The sequence below is a fragment of the Mesorhizobium sp. 131-2-1 genome, assembly GCF_016756535.1.
In the GTDB taxonomy this organism is placed as follows: domain Bacteria; phylum Pseudomonadota; class Alphaproteobacteria; order Rhizobiales; family Rhizobiaceae; genus Mesorhizobium.
This window is the reverse complement of sequence record NZ_AP023247.1, coordinates 4042931-4063187: the sequence shown is the minus strand read 5'-3', so window position 1 is coordinate 4063187 and position 20257 is coordinate 4042931. Positions and strand designations below refer to the sequence as shown.

At 64.7% G+C, this 20257-nt stretch carries 22 protein-coding genes; 17 read left to right on the top strand and 5 right to left on the bottom strand.

Annotated elements, in window-relative coordinates; genetic code table 11:
- Positions 1 to 19 precede the first annotated feature (19 nt).
- Positions 20 to 940, top strand: coding sequence for a polyphosphate kinase 2 (gene ppk2 / locus JG743_RS19745; protein ID WP_202292445.1), 921 nt, complete (start codon positions 20 to 22; stop codon positions 938 to 940).
- Between the two features lie 128 nt (positions 941 to 1068).
- On the opposite strand, the gene JG743_RS19740 is transcribed toward ppk2, so the two are convergent.
- Positions 1069 to 1716 (bottom strand): dihydrofolate reductase family protein, encoded by a 648-nt coding sequence (locus tag JG743_RS19740; protein ID WP_202292444.1) that lies wholly within the window; start codon positions 1714 to 1716, stop codon positions 1069 to 1071.
- A gap of 187 nt (positions 1717 to 1903) precedes the next feature.
- Positions 1904 to 3115, bottom strand: a complete 1212-nt coding sequence (locus tag JG743_RS19735) for a polyhydroxyalkanoate depolymerase (protein ID WP_202292443.1) — start codon at positions 3113 to 3115, stop codon at positions 1904 to 1906.
- Between the two features lie 112 nt (positions 3116 to 3227).
- Here JG743_RS19735 and JG743_RS19730 point away from each other — a divergent pair, with 112 nt between their 5' ends.
- Positions 3228 to 3884: a glutathione S-transferase gene (locus tag JG743_RS19730; RefSeq protein WP_202292442.1), complete on the top strand. Its 657-nt coding sequence runs from the start codon at positions 3228 to 3230 to the stop codon at positions 3882 to 3884.
- A gap of 28 nt (positions 3885 to 3912) precedes the next feature.
- Here JG743_RS19730 and hemB read toward each other — a convergent pair whose 3' ends face one another.
- Entirely contained in the window at positions 3913 to 4944 is a 1032-nt protein-coding gene (gene hemB / locus JG743_RS19725) for a porphobilinogen synthase (RefSeq protein ID WP_202292441.1), read from the bottom strand.
- Positions 4945 to 5018: 74 nt separating this feature from the next.
- Positions 5019 to 5834, bottom strand: a complete 816-nt coding sequence (locus JG743_RS19720; RefSeq protein WP_202292440.1) for a DUF2066 domain-containing protein — start codon at positions 5832 to 5834, stop codon at positions 5019 to 5021.
- 148 nt (positions 5835 to 5982) lie between these two features.
- Here JG743_RS19720 and JG743_RS19715 point away from each other — a divergent pair, with 148 nt between their 5' ends.
- The 15 genes from JG743_RS19715 (at position 5983) to JG743_RS19645 (ending at position 19469) form a co-directional block, all read left to right on the top strand.
- Complete coding sequence (locus JG743_RS19715) at positions 5983 to 7026, top strand: enoyl-CoA hydratase/isomerase family protein (RefSeq protein ID WP_202292439.1); 1044 nt, start codon at positions 5983 to 5985, stop codon at positions 7024 to 7026.
- Entirely contained in the window at positions 7023 to 7445 is a 423-nt protein-coding gene (locus JG743_RS19710; RefSeq protein WP_202292438.1) for a DUF6163 family protein, read from the top strand. Before JG743_RS19715 ends, JG743_RS19710 begins: the two co-directional genes overlap by 4 nt.
- Before the next feature lie 238 nt (positions 7446 to 7683).
- Entirely contained in the window at positions 7684 to 8199 is a 516-nt protein-coding gene (ldtR, locus tag JG743_RS19705) for a transcriptional regulator LdtR (protein WP_202292437.1), read from the top strand.
- A 207-nt stretch (positions 8200 to 8406) separates the two neighbouring features.
- A complete protein-coding gene (locus JG743_RS19700; protein ID WP_202292436.1) occupies positions 8407 to 8805 on the top strand; it encodes a hypothetical protein in 399 nt (132 codons plus the stop codon).
- Positions 8806 to 9196: 391 nt separating this feature from the next.
- Positions 9197 to 10450, top strand: coding sequence for a L,D-transpeptidase family protein (locus JG743_RS19695; RefSeq protein ID WP_202292435.1), 1254 nt, complete (start codon positions 9197 to 9199; stop codon positions 10448 to 10450).
- Between the two features lie 135 nt (positions 10451 to 10585).
- Positions 10586 to 12226 carry a Na+/H+ antiporter gene (locus JG743_RS19690; RefSeq protein WP_202292434.1) on the top strand — a complete coding sequence of 547 codons (1641 nt, stop codon included), beginning with the start codon at positions 10586 to 10588 and terminating at the stop codon, positions 12224 to 12226.
- A gap of 174 nt (positions 12227 to 12400) precedes the next feature.
- A complete protein-coding gene (gene glyA, locus JG743_RS19685) occupies positions 12401 to 13714 on the top strand; it encodes a serine hydroxymethyltransferase (RefSeq protein ID WP_202292433.1) in 1314 nt (437 codons plus the stop codon).
- A gap of 82 nt (positions 13715 to 13796) precedes the next feature.
- Positions 13797 to 14432 (top strand): hypothetical protein, encoded by a 636-nt coding sequence (locus tag JG743_RS19680; RefSeq protein WP_202302747.1) that lies wholly within the window; start codon positions 13797 to 13799, stop codon positions 14430 to 14432.
- Positions 14433 to 14455: 23 nt separating this feature from the next.
- The gene (locus JG743_RS19675; RefSeq protein WP_202292432.1) at positions 14456 to 14785 is read left to right on the top strand and encodes a GlpM family protein; all 330 of its coding nucleotides are present in this window, start codon (positions 14456 to 14458) and stop codon (positions 14783 to 14785) included.
- 85 nt (positions 14786 to 14870) lie between these two features.
- A complete protein-coding gene (gene nrdR / locus JG743_RS19670) occupies positions 14871 to 15350 on the top strand; it encodes a transcriptional regulator NrdR (protein WP_010915593.1) in 480 nt (159 codons plus the stop codon).
- Between the two features lie 2 nt (positions 15351 to 15352).
- Positions 15353 to 16480 (top strand): bifunctional diaminohydroxyphosphoribosylaminopyrimidine deaminase/5-amino-6-(5-phosphoribosylamino)uracil reductase RibD, encoded by a 1128-nt coding sequence (gene ribD, locus JG743_RS19665; protein ID WP_202292431.1) that lies wholly within the window; start codon positions 15353 to 15355, stop codon positions 16478 to 16480.
- Positions 16481 to 16544: 64 nt separating this feature from the next.
- Positions 16545 to 17162, top strand: a complete 618-nt coding sequence (locus tag JG743_RS19660) for a riboflavin synthase (RefSeq protein ID WP_202292430.1) — start codon at positions 16545 to 16547, stop codon at positions 17160 to 17162.
- A gap of 95 nt (positions 17163 to 17257) precedes the next feature.
- On the top strand, positions 17258 to 17752 hold the full coding sequence (gene ribH / locus JG743_RS19655; RefSeq protein WP_202292429.1) for a 6,7-dimethyl-8-ribityllumazine synthase: 495 nt from the start codon (positions 17258 to 17260) through the stop codon (positions 17750 to 17752).
- Entirely contained in the window at positions 17749 to 18249 is a 501-nt protein-coding gene (nusB, locus tag JG743_RS19650) for a transcription antitermination factor NusB (protein WP_202292428.1), read from the top strand. The genes ribH and nusB overlap by 4 nt, the downstream gene beginning before the upstream one ends.
- Positions 18246 to 19469 (top strand): MFS transporter, encoded by a 1224-nt coding sequence (locus tag JG743_RS19645; RefSeq protein ID WP_202292427.1) that lies wholly within the window; start codon positions 18246 to 18248, stop codon positions 19467 to 19469. The genes nusB and JG743_RS19645 overlap by 4 nt, the downstream gene beginning before the upstream one ends.
- A gap of 85 nt (positions 19470 to 19554) precedes the next feature.
- On the opposite strand, the gene JG743_RS19640 is transcribed toward JG743_RS19645, so the two are convergent.
- The gene (locus tag JG743_RS19640) at positions 19555 to 20127 is read right to left on the bottom strand and encodes an NADPH-dependent FMN reductase (RefSeq protein ID WP_202292426.1); all 573 of its coding nucleotides are present in this window, start codon (positions 20125 to 20127) and stop codon (positions 19555 to 19557) included.
- Between the last annotated feature and the right edge of the window lie 130 nt (positions 20128 to 20257).

Below are 20257 nucleotides of genomic sequence, written 5' to 3'. Positions count from 1 at the left end.
TGGCGCGCGGAGAACCACGATGAACGAACTGAAATCGAATTCCGGAGCCAGGGACTGGCTGGAAGCCGAACTCGCCGACACGCTCGACGAGGACTATGAGCTCGAGATATCGGAGCCGGCGCTGTCGCTGGAGATTGCCAAGATCTACAAGGATTCGCATCCGCCCTCGATCGAGCGCATGCAATATTTCCGCGACCTGCTGCGGCTGCAGTCCGAATTGATCAAGCTGCAGTCCTGGGTGGCCTACCACAAGAAGAAGGTCGTGGTGGTCTTCGAGGGCCGCGACTCGGCCGGCAAGGGCGGCGTCATCAAGCGCATCACCCAGCGGCTCAATCCGCGCATCTGCCGCGTCGTGGCGCTGCCGGCGCCGACCGAGCGCGAGAAGTCGCAATGGTACTTCCAGCGCTATGTGCCGCATCTGCCGGCGGGCGGCGAGATCGTGCTGTTCGACCGCTCCTGGTACAACCGCTCCGGCGTCGAGCGGGTGATGGGTTTCGCCGGGCCGGACCAGGTGGAGGAATTCTTCCGCGACGTGCCGGAATTCGAGCGCATGCTGGTACGCTCCGGCATCACGCTGGTGAAGTACTGGTTCTCGATCACCGACGAGGAACAGCAGATGCGCTTCCTGATGCGCATCCACGACCCGATGAAGCAGTGGAAGCTGTCGCCGATGGACCTGCAGTCGCGCGTACGCTGGGAGCAGTACACCAAGGCCAAGGAAGAGACCTTCGCCCGCACCAACATCAAGGAAGCCCCCTGGTTCATCGTCGAGGGCAATGACAAGAAGCGCGCGCGGCTGAACTGCATCGACCACCTCCTGCAGCAATTCCCCTATGAGGAAGTGCCGCATGAGGAGATCACGCTGCCCGAGCGCGTCTTCAACCCGGAATACGAGCGCCAGGTGCTGCCGCGCGAGCTCTACGTGCCGGAGAAGTATTGATGCACCCCTCCTTCTCTCCTTGCGGGAGAAGGTAGATCGGCGCGCAGCGCCGAGACGGATGAGGGGTGTTGGAAGAAATGAGGCGGTCGCGAGGCCACCTTCTCCCCCTGGGGGAGAAGGAGCCTGGTCTACGCACGCCCGATCAGCACATGCGTCGCATCGGCCGTCGCGATCTGTTCCGTGCAGCGGTAGCCGAGTTTCAGCATATCCAGGCCGGCGAACAGGTGCTCACCCGATCCAAGCAGCACCGGCGAGATCGCCAGATGCATGTCGTCGATCAGCCTCTCTTTGAGATATTGCCGGACGGTCGAGACGCCGCCGCCGACCCGCACATCCTTGCCTCCGGCTGCGGCCTTCGCCCGCTCGAGAGCCGAATGGATGCCGTCGGTGACGAAATAGAACGTCGTCCCGCCTTCCATCTCGATCGGATCGCGCTTGTGGTGGGTCAGCACGAAGGTCGGCACGTGATAGGGCGGGTTGTCGCCCCACCAGCCTTTCCAGCTTTCATCCGGCCATTCGCCGCGGATCGGTCCGAACATGTTGCGGCCGAGGATCCAGGCGCCGACATTCTCGAAGCTGCGCGCCGCGAACGCGTCGTCCGTGTCGGTGGTGCCGCCGTCCTTGCCGAACACCATCTCACGAAAAGTGCGGGTGCCGATCATCCATTTGTGCAGAGCCTCGCCGCCGATGCCGAGCGGGTTGCCGAGATCCTGGTCGGGACCGGCGCCAAAGCCGTCGAGCGACAGGGTGAAAGCATTGACACGCAGCTTGGACACGATTGCCTCCATAACCAGTTGTATTTTGCAAGCAGTGCCTTTGTAGCAAACTGATTGCGATTTGCAAGCGGTATTTCGAACACTATCGAACGGCGAGCGATCGCCATTTCATGCGCCGGTCGACCGGGCAATCCGTCTTGAAACGGCAAGCGCAGCGGCGAGCGGCTTCGTCTACCAGCAGCCCGGTCTACTCCATCGCTAGGATGAGATTGCGTACGACGGGATAGATTTCGCGCTCCCAGCGCTTGCCGTTGAAAACACCGTAATGGCCGACATTGGCTTGCAGGTGATGACGCTTCAAATGCGGGCGCAGCGAACAGCACAGATCATGCGCGGCAGAGGTCTGGCCGAGGGCGCAGATGTCGTCGCGCCCACCTTCCACGGTGAGCAGCGCCGTGTTGCGTATGGCGCCCGGGTCGACCGGCGCGCCGCGGAAGGTGAACGCGCCGGTGGCGAGTTCCGCCTTGTGGAACACGCGCTCGATGGTTTCGAGATAGAATTCCTCGGTGAGGTCGAGCACCGCGAAATACTCGTCGTAGAAGGTCTTGATCTTTTCGGCCTCCGCGGTCTCGCCGGCGGCCAGATGGTCATGCAGCTTGCGGTGGGCGGTGGTGTGGCGGTCCATGTTCATGGCCATGAACGCTGCAAGCTGGAGGAAGCCTGGATAGACGCGCCGCCCGCCGCCGGCATGGCGCCAGGGCACGCGGGAGATGACCGAGTTCTGAAACCACGAAAGCGACTTGCTGACGGCGAATTCGTTGACCTCGGTCGGGCTCTCGCGCGGATCGATCGGCCCCGCCATCAGTGTCATCGAGCGCGGTGTCGCAGGGTGCCTGTCCTCGGACATGACTGCGACGGCGGCGAGGGCCTGGACGCAGGGCTGGCAGACCGCGAGGATATGCGCGCCCGGGCCGATCGTTTCCAGGAAACGGATGAGGTAGTCGACATAGTCGTCCACGCCGAAGCTGCCGGCCGAAAGAGGCACGTCGCGGGCATTGGCCCAGTCGGTGACATAGACGTCATGGTCGCAAAGCAGCGTCTCCACCGTGCCGCGCAGCAGCGTCGAGAAATGTCCTGACAGAGGCGCGATCACCACGACCTTGGGCTGGCGAGCTTCGATGTCCTTGGCAAAGCGCAACAGCTTGCCGAATGGCAAGGCGAGCACCGTTTCGATGGCGACAGGCACGTCGCGGTTGCCGACCTTGACGGATTCGATGCCGAAATCCGGTCGCGTATGGGTGAACCTGAAGCGGGCGATCATTTCCAGTCCGGCGCTGATGCGCCGTCTCGCGGTGTCGCCGAGACCCATGCTGCTGCCCGCCACGGAGCCCATCAGATCGGCGAAAATCCGCGCCGGGGCGATGAGGTCGTCCTGAAGCTGGTAGGCCTGGTACAGCATCGATGAAGCGTCCCCTTCCGAGCTGCCATCTCGCAGTGCAAAAAAGCTAGTGCAAATTATTTTGCATTGCGAGAGGATTGTTGCGGGCGAAAAGGCTTGGAGGGCCGGCGGCATGACAAAGGCGACATTGACGATCTCGTCGAAGAACTATTCGTCATGGTCGCTGCGCGGCTGGCTGCTGTGCCGCATGGCCGGTCTGGAGTTCGAGGAACAGCGTGTCGACATCGACGACCCGGAGCAGCGGCAGGAATTGCTGCTCCTGTCGCCTTCGGTGCTGGTGCCGAGGCTGACGCATGATGGCGTGACCGTGTGGGATACGCTAGCAACCGCCGAGTATCTTGCCGAGACGGTGCCCGGAACCGGGCTGCTGCCGGCCGAGCGCGTGGCGCGCGCCCATTGCCGCGCTGTCTCGGGCGAAATGCATTCGGGCTTCCACAATCTGCGCTCGGCGCTGCCGATGAACCTCAAGGCGAGGCACAAGAGCTTCAAGATTTTTTCCGGCGCGCGGCCGGACGTGGACCGGATCAAGACGATCTGGTCCGAATGCCTGGCGACCTATGGCGGGCCGTGGCTGTTCGGCGCCTCGCCCACGGTTGCCGACGCCATGTACGCGCCGGTCTGCACCCGCTTTCGCACCTACGCGGTGGAGCTCGAAGCGCCGCTGGCAGCCTTCTGCGACACTATCCTTGGCTGGCCACTGATGCAGGAATGGACGGAAGGCGCCCTGATCGAGCCCGAGGAGATCATCGAGCTCGACGTGGAGTTTTGAGAGGATAGCAGGGCCGACCCCGGCGCTGCTATCCTTTCAGGATTGCCGCCACTTCCGGCGCGAAATAGGTCAGGATGCCGTCGCAGCCGGCGCGCTTGAAGGCGAGCAGGCTTTCCAGCATCGCCTTCTCGCCGTCGATCCAGCCATTGGCGGCCGCCGCCTTGATCATCGAATACTCGCCCGACACCTGATAGGCGAAGGTCGGCATCTGAAGCTCGTCCTTCAGCCGGCGGATGATATCGAGATAGGGCAGGCCGGGCTTCACCATCAGCATGTCGGCCCCTTCGGCGAGGTCCTGCTCTGCCTCGCGCACCGCCTCGTTGGAATTGGCGTGGTCGATATAGTAGGTCTTCTTGTCGCCCTTGAGCAGGCCGGCTGTGCCCACCGCCTCGCGGTAGGGGCCGTAGAAGGCTGACGCGAACTTCGTCGCGTAGGACATGATCGCCACGTCCTGGAAGCCGTTGGCGTCGAGCGCGTCGCGGATGGCGCCGATGCGGCCGTCCATCATGTCGGACGGCGCGATGATATCGGCGCCCGCCGCAGCCTGGATGACGGCCGCTGCCGCCACCTGTTCCACGGTCTCGTCATTGACGATGATGCCGTCGCGCAGGATGCCGTCGTGGCCATGGCTGGTGAACGGGTCGAGCGCCGCATCGGTGATGATGCCGATCTCCGGCACCGCGTGCTTGAAGGCGCGGGTGGCGCGGTTGATGATGTTTTCCGGATCGAGGATGTGCGAGCCGGCCTGGTCGCGCAGCGAAAGCTCGACATTGGGGAAGGTGGCGATCGCCGGAATGCCGAGCTTGGCCGCGCGTTCGGCCTCCTTGACCGCGAGGTCGAGCGACAGCCGGAAGACGCCGGGCATCGCCGCGATCGGCTCGCGCACGCCCTTGCCGTCGACGACGAAGATCGGCCAGATCAGGTCGTCGACCGAAAGCCGGTTCTCCTGCACCAGGCGCCGCGACCAGTCGGCCTTGCGCATGCGCCTCAGCCGCCGGCTGCCGGTGATCTCGTCGACGCTGCGCGCGCCGGCGGGCTTTGCGGGGGTGAATCTGTTCATCGCCTAAACTCTCGTTTGGCCGGTTTTAACACGGGGTCTCCCGGCAGACCAATGCGACACGATTGTGCCAGGCCTCAGGGTTGCCCATTGCCGGACAACACCTGCGCCGCGCCTCTCATCGCGACCCGGAACGCCTCGTCGAAGCTGACGCCGCGCACTTGCCACCGATAGGTCTTGCCGCCATCGGCCAGCCGCCAATCGGCGATCCAGCCCAGGTCCTTGTCGCTCCATACGATGCTGCCGGCGAGCGCCTGCTTGGCTCCGGCCTTTCTCGCCAGATCGTCGAGCGTGGCGATGTCGGTGGCGCGCAGCGCCTTCTCGTCCAGGCCGGAAATCTGTGCCGCCGGCGGGAAGGCGATGCGCATCAGCAGCGGCCCCGTGGCGTTGACGAAGGATTCGCGCATCGCCTGGCCGCGCTCGTCATCGGCGCTTAGCACGAAATGCCGCGTGCCTTGCTCTGCCGCCAGGAAAACGGCGACCGTCGGCCGCTCGCCGAGCCAGGGCTTGCTGCCCAGTTGCGCCAGCACCTTGTCGATCACCGCGGGCTTGTAGAGGCAGGTGAGGTCGTGCGGCCGGTCATGCGTACCTTGCTCGTCATGCACGGGGATGCCTTCCAGCCGGTCGTGGTAGCGGAAGGAATCAACGAAACCGCCTGCTTTATCGAGCAGCGCCTCCATCTCCGGTTTGCCCGGCAGCCGCTGATCGCCGGAGACCCTGACCAACACCTTGTCCAGGCAATCCCTGAAGCCGATCTGGCGGTTGACCTCGCCGGTGCCGGTGACGATCGTCTGCGACTGGTAGAGGTCGTCGAGGCCTGCCGCAAGAACGGATCCGGCCATCGCGCCGATCAGGCCGATGATGACAGGTACGAAACGCGAAAACCTGGGCATGGCTGGCTGTCCGGTTCGAGGCGGCACTTTCTATCATCTGAAATCGTCGGCCGCCTAGATGGCGCGGGCGCGCTCCTGCCATTGACGCACCCATGCGCCAACCTTTAGCACTTCAAATCCCGCAGGCGCGGGGGAGGATTCTCTTGCGATGGATTTTGGCGGAGGCGACGAAATTCGCTTCGAGCGGTCGGGCAGGGCTGGCGTCGTCACGCTGACGCGGCCGCAGGCGCTCAACGCTGTCACTCACGCCATGGTCAGGGCGCTTGGCAAGGCGCTCGACGCCTGGGAGCGCGATGACGGCGTCGATGTCGTCATCGTCAAGGCCGAGGGCAGGGCGTTCTCCGCCGGCGGCGACATCCTGCACATCTACGAGGCCGGTCGGGCAGGCAAGCCGCCGGTCGAGTTCTTCGCCGACGAATACCGGCTCAATGCCCGCATCAACGCCTTCCGCAAGCCCTATGTGGCGCTGATCGACGGCATCGTCATGGGCGGCGGCGTCGGCATTTCCTTCCACGGCTCGCAGCGCGTGCTGACCGAGAACGCCCAGTTCGCCATGCCGGAGGTCGGCATCGGCTTCTTCCCCGATGTCGGTGCCAGCCATCTTCTGCCGGATCTCGGCGGCAGTTTCGGCATGTATCTGGCGCTGACCGGAACCCGCATTCGCCATGGCGACGCGCTGTGGTCGGGGCTGGCCACCCACACCATCAGGGCCGAGGATCAGGCGGCCTTCCTCGACCGACTCTGCGCCACCGGCGACCCGGAATCGGTGCTGCGCGGTTTTTTCGTCCCGGCGAAGCGTGAGACGGACCGGCCGGTGCTGGAAGCGATCGCGCGCCATTTCGCTCAAGCCTCCCTGTCCGATATCATGGCAAGCCTGGAGCGGGCGGCGCCCGCCGACGAGTTCGCCGCAAAGACCCTGGCGACGATCAGGACGCGCTCGCCGACCAGCCTGCATGTCGCCTGGCGCCAGATCAGCGCCGGGCTGACCATGTCGATGGACGAGTGCATGAAGATGGAGTTCCGCATCCTCAACCGCATGCTGGCCGGTCACGACTTCTACGAAGGCATCCGCGCCGCTATCATCGACAAGGGCTCGACGCCGCGCTGGCGCCCAGCCAGTCTCGACGCGGTGAGCGTCGCCGATGTCGACGCCTATTTCGCGCCGCTCGACGCGCGGGAGCTCGAGCTGTGAGCGAGGTGACCTCCAGGCGCGTCGTGCTGCAGCCCTCGACCACCGAGGTCATCTTCGCTTGGTTCCAGCGCCTCATCGCCGGCTACTGCCTTTTGTTCGGCATCCTCTACTGGATCCGGCTGATCGGCTTCTACCCTGGCGCGCTCTGGCGCTTCGACCTGATGCCGGTGCACTGGCAGGTGGCGGCGGTCATGCTCGCGGTCTTTTTCCCCTTCGCCGCCGCGGGCCTGTGGATGCTGGCCTCCTGGGGGCCGGTGATCTGGTTCATCTGCGCGGCGACCGAGATCGTCATGTATGCCGGCTTCCCCGACCTGTTCGGCAATCGACCGCTGATCATCGCCTCGCATGCCGCGGTGGCGGTGCTGTACATCGCCTTCCGGGTGGTGATCTGGCTGCAAAAGCGCCAGGCGAGGCGATGATGATGCCGCCGCGGGCGGCCCGGGCCAGGCATGCCGATTTCCGCCCGGAACCGGTGGCTAAATCTTTAGGTTAATTATCCTTGCTGGGGTGACCGTTCGTTAAGCCTCTTTCGAAACCTCTTACCGGTAAGCTCTTGTTAGCCTTGGCGTTTAAGTCGAATTTTATGAGTATTCGATAGTGTCGCAATCAAGGTGAAAAGCAAAAAAATCACCGGGCGACAAACGAGAGGCAAAGACAATGATCAATTCGCGTCCGGCGGCGAAGACCGCCACCGTATCGGACGACCGCCGCGAGGCGATCCGTTCGCTGTACATGGAATCGCTGCAGCTGGTGGAGCGTCTGCACCGCCGTCTGCTTGACGTGATCAAGGATGAGTTCGACCGCAACGGCCGTTCCGACATCAACGCCATCCAGGCGCTGCTGCTCTTCAATATCGGCAATTCGGAGCTGACCGCCGGCGAATTGCGCTCGCGCGGCTACTATCTCGGCTCGAATGTCTCCTACAATCTGAAGAAGCTGGTCGACCTCGGCTTCATCAACCACCAGCGCTCGCGCATCGACCGCCGTTCGGTCCGCGTCTCGCTGACGCCGAAGGGCAACGAGGTGGCGGAAGTGGTCGGCGGCCTCTACGAGCGCCATGTCGGCTCGATCGAACAGGTCGGCGGCATCAACACCGACGAGTTCAAGCAGATGAACCGCGCGCTGCAGCGGCTGGACCGCTTCTGGAACGACACGATCGCCTACCGGATGTAAGGCGCATCCACGCCGAGGGAATTTCAAGCCGCGCCGCAGAAGCGCGGGCAGGGGAGAAATGGGGACCGGTGTCGAAAGGCGCCGGTTCCTTCTCCTTTTCGCGATGCAAAAGGATCTTCTGGAAGCGCGGCGCCCATCGGCAGGGCGCCCGCCTGTTTTCTTTCGCCGCGGCACTGCCTAATGTCGCTTCCTGGTGAGGGAGCGCACATGAACCAGAAAAGACGTTCGAGGATCTGCTGGGGTGCCGCGGTGCTACTGTTGCTCTCGCCCGCGGCTTCCGCCGAGGAATGGTGGAAGGATTCTTTCGCCGCCGAAGGCAGTAGCCCGTGCGACAACAACGACTCGATCGTGACATTTACCGACAAGGCAGAGGAGATGTGGGAGGTCGGCTGCTCGCTGGACAAGGTTCAGAAGATCGGCGGCCTCGACGTGATCATTCTGGACATGACCTGCTCGGACGGTGAGAGCACGGACAAGAGACGGGAGTTGCTGCTCAAGCTGGAGGACAACAAGGTCATGCGATATCCTCAACGGCAGGTGTTGCAGCGATGTTCGGAATTGAAGGCGAAGCCAGGTCAGGCTCCGGAGGTCGATCCTTCGCAATGAGGGGCAACGCTCTCTGCAACTCCCATCGGTACGCAGGGCGTAGTCAGCGCGCGACTGTCGAGGTCGGGACGAAGGCCGCTCTAGGTCACATCTTGGATTGTTCATCGGTGCCGAAAAGCACCGTTCCTCTCCTTTCATCGCATCGCCGGAAGCAAATCGCGGGCCAAGGCCACGTTGCCGCCATAATCCCGGTGAAAGCGAGAATGCGGGTGATGTTGCGCCACAGGCCTTGCCTTCACCTGCAAGTTGCGTCGCACCGCGCGTTTCACGCCGAAGTGATGCAAGGTCATGGTTGGCTAATTGTTAAGATTGCCAACCCTAGAGTGCGGGCCTAGCCGCCCGTATGAGCGAAATGAGCGAGATCGACACAGCAGGAATGTCTGGAACGTCCATGAGAACCAGCCGCCGTTTCTTCCTCTCCGGAGCCTCCGCGCTTGCCGCGGCCATGGTTGCCAACAGCGCCAGCGCGCAGGACGTGATCGGGGACATCCTGAAATCCTCGGCCCGCGGCAATTGGGACGACCAGTTCGACGCCCGCGCCAGCGAGGGCGGCAAGGTGGCCTCGACGCTGCCGATCTTCAGCCTGCAGACCGTCGCCTTCACCGAGCAGGCCGTGGCGCAGTACCAGAACATCGCCGGCCAGGGCGGCTGGGAGCAGGTTCCCGCGACCAAGAAGCTGCAGCTCGGCGTCGACGATCCCGATGTCGTGCCGCTGCGCAAGCGCCTGATGATCTCGGGCGACCTGTCGCAGAGCGCCGGCATCTCGACCTCGTTCGATTCCTATGTCGATGCCGCGGTCAAGCGCTTCCAGCTTCGCCACGGCCTGCCGGCCGACGGCGCCATGGGCAAATACACCTATTCGGCGATGAACGTTTCGGCGCAGATCCGGCTTGGCCAGTTGCAGACCAATCTGCAGCGGCTGCGCGAGAAGGCCGGCACGCTCGGCAGTCGATACGTGCTGGTCGACATTCCGGCAGCCCAGATCGAGGCGGTCGAGAACGACCGCGTCGTGCTGCGCCACACCGCGATCGTCGGCAAGATCGACCGCCAGACGCCGATCGTCAATTCCAAGATCAACGAGATCATCGTCAATCCCTACTGGAACGCCCCGGTCTCGATCGTGCGCAAGGATATCATTCCGCTGATGCGCAAGGATCCCAACTACCTCAAGGACAGCCACATCCGCCTGTTCGCGCCCGATGGCAGCGAGGTCGATCCGATGACGGTCGACTGGTCGACGGATGACGCCGAGAAGTACCGGTTCCGCCAGGATCCGGGTGCCGGCAACGCCATGGCCTCGGTCAAGATCAACTTCCCGAGCCCGGATGGCGTCTACATGCACGACACGCCGCAGCAGAGCCTGTTCGGCAAGCTGATGCGCTTCGATTCCTCGGGCTGCGTGCGCGTCCAGAACGTGCGCGACCTCGTCACCTGGATCCTGCGCGACACGCCCGGCTGGGACCGCCAGCATTTCGAGGCGACGATCAAGACCGGCGAGAACACCCCGGTTCAGGTGACCAACCCGGTGCCGGTCCACTTCCTCTATCTATCGGCCTGGTCGACGGGTCCGGCCGTCGTGCAGTTCCGCGACGACATCTACGGCCTAGACGGCAACGACGCGCTGCAGATTACGTCGTCGCTCTAAGCGATTGATATATTTTCAGAAAAGGCCGCCTCCAGGGCGGCCTTTTTGCTTCCCCCCTTCCGTCAGATAGGCTTCGTCGTGACTGGACGGCGCGGCATGCTTTGCGCATGGTCGGACAATATTCGGAATCGCGCCATGGACGTCGCCGTCTTCATCCTCGTCGTGCTCGTCTTCGTCGCGCTTTCCGGCGCCCTGGTCCGGCTAGTGCGCGTGCCGCTACCGGTGCTGCAGATCGCCATCGGTGCGGCCCTTGCCTGGCCGGCGCGCGGCCTGCATGTCGAGATCGATCCGGAGCTGTTCCTCCTGGTGTTCATCCCGCCGCTTCTGTTCGGTGACGCTGTCGCGGCGCCCAAGCGCGAGCTTCTGGCGTTGCGCGGGCCGATCCTCGACCTCGCCATCGGCCTGGTCTTCTTCACCATCCTCGGCTTCGGCTATGCCTTGCATTGGCTGGTGCCGAGCATCCCGCTGGTCGTCGCCTTCGCGCTCGCCGCCGTGCTGTCGCCGACCGATGCGGTCGCCGTCTCCTCGATCGTCGACAGGAATGTCGTTCCGGCGCGGCTGATGCACATTCTGGAGGGCGAGTCGCTGCTCAACGACGCGTCCGGCCTGGTGATGTTCCGCTTCGCCGTCGCGGCGGCATTGACCGGCAGCTTCTCGCTGGCCGCCGCATCGTTGACGTTCCTCTATGCGGTTGCCGCTGGCATCCTGGCCGGCGTTGCGGCACTGATCGTCGCCGCCAAGACGCTGCAGTTGCTCAACCGCATCGGCGGCGTGCCGTCCGAGGCGCAGGTGCTGGTGATGATCCTGATGCCTTTCATCGCCTATCTCATCGCCGAGCACGTCGAGGCCTCCGGCATCCTGGCGGCGGTCACCGCCGGTCTGCTCACCGGCGGCTCCGGCCTTTTCCGTTATCTCGGCGTCTCGGCGCGCATGCAGACCATGTCGCTGTGGACGACGCTGTCCTTCATCTTCAACGGCGCGCTCTTCATCCTGCTCGGCCTGCAGCTTCCCGACATCGTCCGCAACGTGCCGCCGGAGCTTTCCAGTCGGCATTGGCTGATCGAACCGGTGGCGACGGTGCTGATCCTGACGCTGTGCCTGATCGGCCTGCGTTTCCTGTGGATCTGGGTCGGCGACATCGCGCAGCGCGTCGCGGCGCGGTTCGGCAAGCACAAGGCCGAGCCGTTCGGCCTGCGCGTGCGGCTCGCGGGCTCGGTGGCCGGCGTGCGTGGCGCCATCACGCTGGCCGGCATCCTGTCGCTGCCGATCGCCATGCCCGACGGTTCGCCCTTTCCGCCGCGCGACGTCGTCATCTTCCTCGCCGCCGGCGTCATCATCTGCTCGCTGCTGATCGCCAGCCTCGCTCTGCCGAAGATCGCGCGCGGGCTGGTCGAGCCGGGCGAGGATCCGGGCGCCGCCGAGGAGCGCCGGGCGCGCGTCGGCGCCGCAAGCGCGGCAATCGCCAGGATCGAGAGCATCGCCAACGAGGGAGGCGAGGGCGAGGCGGCCGAGGCAAGGCTTGCGGTCGCCGACAGCATCGTCGCCGGTTACCGCCGCCGCATCGCCGCGTCGGACGAGGCCGACGAGGCGCGCGCCGAGGCCCGCGAGGCCGGGCGCCTGGAGCTGGAACTCAGGCACGCCGGCATCGAGGCCGAGCGCGCCGCCGTGCGTGCCATGTTCCGCAGCCGCGAGATCAACGACCATACGATGCGGGCGCTGCTTGCCGAGATCACGCTCACCGAAGCCTTGCTGAAAAGCCGGCGGGAGCGAAAATAGATCCACCCCCATCGTCCTTGGCGCAATCCGGCCAGCAAATTTCGCGCCGCAAACGTGGCGAGGTGAAAACAACTGTGTTAATGGCGCGGCAATGCATGTCGCCCAGAAGTGCGCAGCGGTTTTGGGGCAACGGTATGCATAAACAAATTGCCCCGAACCGGAGGATTTCAGGCCATGTCAACAGCAGCGGCAGTGTCGAACAAATTTGAATCCTTCTTCGAGACCACGCTGGCCGACGCCGATCCGGAGATTTTCGGCGCCATCCGCAACGAGCTCGGCCGCCAGCGCCATGAGATCGAACTGATTGCTTCCGAGAACATCGTCTCGCGCGCCGTGCTCGAGGCGCAGGGCTCGATCATGACCAACAAGTATGCCGAGGGCTATCCGGGCAAGCGCTACTATGGCGGCTGCCAGTTCGTCGACGTGGCCGAGGAGCTGGCCATCGAGCGCGCGAAGAAGCTGTTCGGCTGCAACTTCGCCAACGTCCAGCCGAATTCCGGCAGCCAGATGAACCAGGCGGTGTTCCTGGCGCTGCTGCAGCCCGGCGACACCTTCATGGGCCTCGACCTCAATTCCGGCGGCCATCTCACCCACGGTTCTCCGGTCAACATGAGCGGCAAGTGGTTCAAGGTCGTCTCCTATGGCGTGCGCAAGGACGACCACCTGCTCGACATGGACGCGATCGAGAAGACCGCGCATGAGACCAAGCCGAAGTTGATCCTGGCCGGCGGCACCGCTTATTCGCGTGTCTGGGACTGGAAGCGCTTTCGCGAGATCGCCGATTCGATCGGCGCCTATCTGATGGTCGACATGGCCCATATCGCCGGCCTGGTTGCTGGCGGGGTCCATCCGTCGCCGTTACCCCATGCCCATGTCGTGACCACGACCACGCACAAGTCGCTGCGCGGCCCGCGCGGCGGTATGATCCTGTGCAACGACGAGGAGATCGCCAAGAAGATGAATTCGGCGGTCTTCCCCGGCCTGCAGGGCGGTCCGCTGATGCATGTCATCGCTGCCAAGGCGGTGGCGCTGGGCGAGGCGCTGAAGCCGAGCTTCAAGCTCTACGCCGAAAGCGTCGCCACCAACGCCAAGGCGCTGGCCTCGAGCCTCAAGGAAACCGGTCTCGACATCGTCTCCGGCGGCACCGACAACCATCTGATGCTGGTCGATCTTCGCCCCAAGAACGCCACCGGCAAGCGTGCCGAGGCGGCACTTGGCCGCGCCAACATCACCTGCAACAAGAACGGTATCCCGTTCGATCCGGAGAAGCCCTTCGTCACCTCCGGCGTGCGCCTGGGCACGCCTGCCGGCACCACGCGCGGCTTCGGTCAGGCCGAATTCCGTGAGATCGGCAAGCTGATCGCCGAGGTGCTGGACGGGCTCAAGGTCGCGAATTCCGACGAGGGCAACGCGGCCGTCGAGGCGGCGGTGAAGGCCAAGGTCGTGGCGCTCACCGATCGCTTCCCGCTCTATCCCTATCTCGGTTGACCTGAAGCCGCGCGTCATTCTTATTGGCCACCACGATAAACGCCGCTCCGGCTGGAGCGGCGTCCGGACAGGAGCCTTGATGATGACGCGAACTCTTTGCCTGGCAGCTTTTGGCGCTCTGGCTGCGCTTCTGACGGCCTCGCCGTTCGCTGGCGTCGCCCGGGCGCAGACCGCGACAACAGCGCCCCTGGCCGAGACGGCTCCGCCTGCATCACCCCCAGTTGCATCACCACCAGTTGCACCACCCAAGACTGAAACCTTCGGCAGGTGGTCGACCATCGTCGATGAGATCAACACCGGCGAGGACGTACGCAAGACCTGCGCCGCCTCGACCGCGTTTCTCGACCCGAACGGCACCAGCGGCACGCTGACGCTCGCCATCTCGAATGGCGATGTCTTGCCTCCAAACGGCTATCCTGGCCTCGTCATCGCCTTGCGGAACAAGGACCTGCCGACCGGCGAGAACATTCCGGCCGTGTTCGGCGACGACAAGGGCAAGGTCAAGGCAACTGTCAGCGCCGGCGCCGACGGCCAATGGATAATGAACAACAAGACCGAGACCTCGCTCGCGGTGCTGCGCGCCATGCGCCGCGCCGGCGCGCTCGATGTCGTCTTTGCCAACAAGGCGGTGGCCAGCATATCGATGGACGGCTTCACCAAGGCCTATCGCAGCCTTGGTGCATCCTGCGGCTTCCCGACGACCGACGTCGCGCCCTGACGGCACAGCCAGGGAGCCGCGCCATGGACATTCTCTGGCAAGGCGTCGGCGGCGGCCTCGTCACGGCGCTGATCGTCTGGGCCTCGAAGGGTGGCAACGTCCTGCCCGGCATCCTGCCGCTGGCGCCGACCTTCGCGGTCATCGCGCTGCTCGCCGTCGGCGCCAAGGGCAATCCGGCAGGCTTTCGCGAGGCCTGCCTCGCCGGCTTCCGGACGATCCCCGCCTATCTCGCCTTTCTCGGCGCCTGCTGGCTGTTCATCGAACGGGTCGACTATCGGCTCGCCGTTCTCGGCGGCATCGCGGTCTGGCTGGCGGCGGCGCTGGCAATCTTCCTCGCGCCTCGCTATCTCTGAGGCGCGAAGGCCCGCTCGCGTTTGCCATTCCGGCAAAAAGCTCTAAGCCTTCCGTTCACCAAGAATCGCGAACTGAAGGCTCTCCATGCGCTGTCCCTACTGCCAGTCCGAAGATACGCAGGTGAAGGACTCGCGTCCCGCCGAGGATGGCGCGGCGATCCGCCGGCGGCGCGTCTGCCCCGATTGCGGCGGTCGGTTCACCACCTTCGAACGCGTCCAACTCCGCGACCTCGTCGTGGTCAAGAAGTCCGGGCGCAAGGTGCCGTTCGACCGTGACAAGCTCTTGCGCTCGGTCGAGATCGCGGTGCGCAAGCGCAATGTCGATCCCGAGCGCATCGACCGCGCGGTGACCGGCATCGTGCGCCAGCTCGAGAGTTCCGGCGAGACGGAAGTCGCCTCGGGCGAGGTCGGCCGGCTGGTCATGGAGGCGCTGAAGTCGCTCGACGACGTCGCCTATGTCCGCTTCGCCTCGGTCTACCGCAATTTCCGCGAGGCCAAGGATTTCCACGAGCTGCTCGGCGAACTGAAGGGCGACGAGGACAAGAGCGAAGAGGACGCAGGCTGAACATGGCAGGGCCACAATCGAGCCGGGCCGAACATGAGGCTCTCGACAGGCGCTTCATGGCGGCGGCGCTGCGGCTGTCGCGAAGGAACGCTGGGCGCACCTCGACCAACCCGTCCGTCGGCACGATCATCGTGCGCGACGACGGCGCCGGGCCGATGATCGTCGGCACTGGCGTCACCGCGGTCGGCGGCCGGCCGCATGCCGAGACCGAGGCGTTGGCCGAGGCCGGCGAGCTCGCGCGCGGCGCCACCGCCTATGTCACGCTGGAGCCTTGTGCCCATCATGGCCGCACGCCGCCTTGCGCCAATGCGCTGGTCAATGCCGGCATTGCCCGCGTCGTCGGTGCGGCGAGCGATCCCGACCCGCGCGTTTCCGGCAAGGGCTATGCCATCCTGCGCGCCACCGGCATCGAGGTCGTGGAGAAGGTGCTGGCCGCCGAGGCTTCGGAGCAGATGGCCGGTTACCTGATTCGATCTCTCAAGAAACGCCCGGAAGTGATCCTGAAGCTTGCGCTTTCCAGCGACGGCAAGATCGGCGTCAAAGGTGAGGGGCAGGTCGCGATCACCGGCGACATAGCCCGGCGCGAGGTCTATCTGATGCGCGCCGAAGCCGACGCCATCCTGATCGGCATCGGCACCGCGCTGGAAGACGACCCGGCGCTGACGGTGCGGCTGCCGGGGCTGGAGAACCGCTCGCCGGCGCGCATCGTGCTCGACCGTCAGATCCGCCTTTCGGAGGCCTCCAAGCTGGTCTCCGGCGTCGACCGCGTGCCGCTCTATGTTGCCGCCTGCCTTGAGGCCGACCCGCACCGGCGCGCCGCGCTCGAACGCGCGGGCGTGCACTTCATCGGCACCGAGACGTATGGCGGTGAGGTCGCCTTGCCCGAACTGCTCGAGGATCTGGCGGCGCTTGGCATGGCAAGCGTCCTGGTCGAGGGCGGCGCCAAGGTGGCCAGGTCCTTCCTGGACGAAGATCTGGTCGACCGCATCGTGCTGTTCGGTGGGCCGGACGCGATCGGCGAGGAAGGCATTGCATCGCCCATCGACGCCGACCATATCCCGCCAGGCTTCCGCAAGTTGCGCGAGATGCGCTTCGGCGAGGACAGCTACGTCGAATGGATCAGATCATGATCCCGAAAAGTGGGAACCGGTTTTTGGGCAAGATCATGATCAGACTGAAAGACAGAGATTTCTGATGTTTACCGGGATTGTCACCGACGTCGGCAACGTTGCTTCCGTAAAGCCGCTCAGCGAAGGCGTGGGCTTGCGCATCGACACCGCCTACGACCCCGAAACGATCGCCATCGGCGCCTCGATTTCCTGCGGTGGCGTCTGCCTGACCGTGACAGCATTGCCCGAGCACGGCTCCAACGCGCGCTGGTTCGAGGTCGAGGCTTGGGAAGAAGCCTTGCGGCTGACCACGGCCTCGACGTGGAAGCCCGGCACCAGGATAAATCTCGAACGGGCGCTGAAGATCGGCGACGAGCTCGGCGGCCACATCGTGTCCGGCCATGTCGACGGCACCGCCGAGATTATCGAGCGCAAGGACGAGGGCGACGCCGTGCGATTCACGCTGGAAGCGCCGCGCGAGTTGGCGAAATTCATCGCGCCGAAGGGCTCGGTCGCGCTGGACGGCACCTCGCTCACCGTCAACAAGGTCGAGGGCACGCGCTTCGACGTGCTGCTCATCCACCATTCGCTCACCGTCACCACCTGGGGAGAGCGCCAGGTCGGCGACCGCGTGAACCTCGAGATCGACACCATGGCCCGCTACGCGGCGCGCCTGGCGGAGGCAGCGAAAGAGGGGCTTTGAGCCACTCTGGCAAATTAGACCGGGCCTGAGCATCGGACAAAGCTTGCGAATGCGGCCGCTTCGGCCTAAGTCACCGGCGATCCCCGGAGACATATATGGCTGGCACATCCCAACACGGCAAAGCGTTCATCCGTCCGAAGGACAAGGCGCACCTACTCATCATCGAGGCGCGCTTCCATGACGACCTTGCCGACGCGCTGCTCGAAGGCGCGACGAGCGCGCTGGACGAGGCGGGCGCGACCTATGAGGTCGTCACTGTTCCCGGCTCGCTGGAAATCCCGGCGGTGATCTCTTTTGCGCTCGACGGCGAGGCCGAAGGTGGCAAGAGCTATGATGGCTTCGTTGCACTCGGCACCATCATCCGTGGCGACACCTATCATTTCGATATCGTCGCCAATGAATCGAGCCGCGCGCTGATGGACCTCTCCGTGCAGGAAGCCGTCTGCATCGGCAACGGTATCCTGACCACCGAAAACGACGCCCAGGCCTGGGCGCGCGCCAAACGCTCGGAAGGCGACAAGGGCGGCTTTGCAGCGCGCGCGGCGCTGACCATGATCGCGCTGAAACAGCAATTGGGAGCGCAGTCGTGAGCGAGCCCGCGTCGCCCGGACAGCCCGCGATCCGCCACGCCAACAAGCGCGGCGCCGCCCGGCTCGCCGCTGTGCAGGCGCTCTACCAGATGGACGTGGCCGGCAGCGGCGTCTTCGAGATAACGGCCGAGTACGAAGCCTTCCGGCTCGGCAAGGAGGTCGACGGCGCCCTCTATCGCGAGGCCGACGCGCAGTGGTTCCGGGCCATCCTCACCGGTGTCGTGGAGAATCAGAAGACCATCGATCCGGTCATCCGCCAGGCGCTGACCGACGACTGGCCGTTGTCGCGGCTGGATTCGACATTGCGGGCCATCCTGCGCGCCGGCGTCTATGAATTGATGAAGCGCGACGACGTGCCGGTGGCGGTGATCGTCTCGGAATATGTCGACATCGCCAAGGCCTTCTACGAGGAAGACGAACCCAAGCTCACCAACGCCGTGCTCGATCGCGTGTCGCGCCGGGTGCGCGGCGAGGGCCGCGGCAAGGACGCTTCATGACGGCCTCGGCTGCGGCCGCGGTCGCCGGGGCCGGCAGGGAAGCGCGCCGTACGGCGGTCTTGCTTGCGGCCGCCCAGGCGATCATAGGTTCGGCCGCTCCCATTGCAATTTCGCTTGGCGCGCTTGCCGGTCAGTACCTGCTGGGGCCCGACAAGTCGCTGGCAACGGCGCCGGTCACCGGTTTCAATGTCGGCGTGGCGCTGGGCGCGCTGCCGGCCGCCGCCATCATCCGCCAGCTCGGCCAGCGTGGCGGCTTCATGACCGGCACCATCGTCACCGCGCTCGGCGGGCTGGTTGCCACTCTGGCGCTGTTCCACCCGAACTTCTGGCTGTTCGCCTTCGGCCTGCTGGTGATCGGCGTCGGCGGCGCCTTCGTCCAGCAGTTCCGTTTCGCCGCTGCCGACAATGCGCCGCCCGAGTTCAAGGCGCGCGCCATCTCTTTCGTGCTGGCCGGCGGCATCGTCACCGCTGTCCTCGGCCCGCAGATCGTCATCTTCACCCGCGAATCCTTCGCGCCGGTGATGTTCGCCGGCTCGTTCGCCTCGATCCTGGTGCTGGCCGCCGTCGGCGCGATCATTCTCTCATTCCTGCGCATCGCGCCGAAGGCCGTCAGCGGAGCGGCGATCGAGGAAGGCGACGCCAGGCCGCTGTCCGAGATCGTCACCCAGCCGCGTTTCGTTGCGGCGCTGTTCTGCGTCGTCGGCAGCTATGCGTTGATGAGCTTCGTCATGACCGGGGCACCGCTGGCCATGGTCGGCTGCGGCCTGTCCACCGACGATGCCACGCTCGGCATCTCCTGGCACGTCATGGCGATGTTCGCCCCGAGCTTCTTCACCGGCTCGCTGATCCACCGCTTCGGCGCCGAACGCATTGTCGCCGCCGGCCTCGTGCTCCTGATCGGCTGCGCCGTGGTCGCCCTGTCGGGGCTTGCGCTGTGGCAGTTCTGGACGGCGCTGATCCTGCTTGGCCTTGGCTGGAATTTCGGCTTCATCGGCGCCACCTCCATGGTCGCCGCCAGCTACCGCCCGTCGGAAAAGAGCAAGGTGCAGGGCTTCCACGATTTTGTCCTGTTCGGCTCCGTCGCCTTCGCCTCGCTGATGTCGGGCGCGGTCTACAATGCCTGGGGCTGGGCGATGCTGAACTGGCTGGTCTTCCCGGTCACCGCGCTCTGCTTCGTCGCGCTCGGCGCGCTGAAGATGACGAGCTTGCGCCAGGCTTGATGCTGACGCCAACCGAAGGCTCGCAAAGTGCATGCGAGCATTCGAAAATGTTGGAGCGTCCCCGCGCTGTCGATCGGGCACAAAGCTATGCGTTCGGCGGAAGGACCTGGAGCACCCGCGCTATGAACCTGTTGAATTCGGCCATGTAGTTGCGCAGGAATTCTTCGGTGGATTCGACCGTGACTTCGCCGTCGTCCGTGATCAGCCCCGGGGTAAATTGGATGTAGGCTTCCGGAGCGTTCATCTGGGGTGAATTGCAGAAGCTCAGAACGCTGCGCAGGCTCTGTTGAGCGACGGCGGTTCCGATTGCGCCCGGCGATGTTCCGATGACCGCGGACGGTTTGCGCGCGAAGGAGTTCTTGCCGTAGGGGCGACTGGCCCAGTCGATCGCGTTCTTCAGTCCGCCTGGGATCGAGCGGTTGTACTCCGGGGTGACGAACAGCACGGCGTGGACGGAGGCGAGGGCCTTCTTGAAAGCCTGGGCGACCGGCGGGAAGTCGGCGTCATAATCGTAGCTGTAGAGCGGCAGATCCTTGAAGGAGATTTCCTTCATTTCGAGTTCCGGAGGGGCAAGTTGAACGAGAGCCTTCGCGAGCTTCCGGTTGATGGAGTCCCGAGCAAGACTGCCGATAAGATAGCCGACCTTGTGCTTGGCCATGACACGCTCTCCCTGTGTGCCACCCGCCCCTCAAGGCATTATCAACCGAACGGCAGTTGACCGCCAGCCTGTCGACTTTGCCGCTTCGGATTCGGCGCATCCGAACAAAATTATTGCGTGCATCCGCCTT